This is a genomic window from Aeromonas sp. L_1B5_3, from assembly GCF_963866575.1.
Taxonomy (GTDB): domain Bacteria; phylum Pseudomonadota; class Gammaproteobacteria; order Enterobacterales; family Aeromonadaceae; genus Aeromonas; species Aeromonas jandaei.
Window position 1 is genome coordinate 1 of the sequence record NZ_CAWMDN010000141.1, and the last position, 829, is coordinate 829.

General features: G+C 52.4%; 2 protein-coding genes. Both read left to right on the forward strand.

Features of this window, described 5'->3' with window-relative positions:
* The coding region (locus AACR93_RS18805) for an EF-Tu C-terminal domain-related protein (protein WP_156153010.1) at positions 1-110 on the forward strand (110 nt) is incomplete at its 5' end.
* 111 nt (positions 111-221) lie between these two features.
* Entirely contained in the window at positions 222-764 is a 543-nt protein-coding gene (gmhB, locus tag AACR93_RS18810; RefSeq protein ID WP_043851634.1) for a D-glycero-beta-D-manno-heptose 1,7-bisphosphate 7-phosphatase, read from the forward strand.
* Positions 765-829: the final 65 nt, after the last annotated feature.

The window sequence follows — 829 nt, forward strand, 5'->3', positions numbered from 1 at the left end:
TGGTTGTTACCCTGATTGCACCGATCGCAATGGACGACGGCCTGCGTTTCGCTATCCGTGAAGGTGGCCGTACCGTAGGTGCTGGTGTTGTAGCTAAAGTTATCGCTTAATCGATACTTTAAATACACACATGAAAGGGGTGGCTTCGGCCGCCCCTTTTGTTTTTGGGCTTTATCTGCCCTGTGAGATACTGGGCAAAACCATTGATAGAGGTAGTTTCCGTGAGCAAACCCGCCATTTTTCTGGATCGTGACGGTGTCATCAATGAAGACACTGGCTATGTCAGCCAGGTCGATGACTTCCATTTTCTGCCCGGAGTCATAGACGCCCTGCAGCTCCTCAAAAAGAAAGGCTATCTGCTGGTTGTAGTGACCAACCAGTCAGGGATTGCCCGCGGTTATTTCACCGAAGATGATTTCATGAACCTGACCGAGTGGATGGATTGGTCGCTGGCCGATCGCGATGTGGACCTCGATGGTATCTACTTCTGCCCACACCATCCGGATCACGGTGCTCCCTGTGACTGCCGCAAGCCGGAACCGGGAATGTTGTTGCTCGCCAAGAAGGAACTGAACATCGACATGAGTCGTTCCTATATGGTGGGTGACAAGCCTTCCGATCTGAAAGCAGCGAGCAATGCCGGGGTCGGTCACAAGATCATGGTCAGAACCGGTAAGCCGGTTACCGAAACGGGTAGCGCACTGGCAGATGCCATCTATGACAACCTGCACGATTTTGCCATCGCGGTGCCTGCAGCAAGCTGATTTCGCCGGTTAAATATGCTGGTTGGTGGCTTTGTGAGCGAACGAGCAGCGAAAGCCATCTTTTT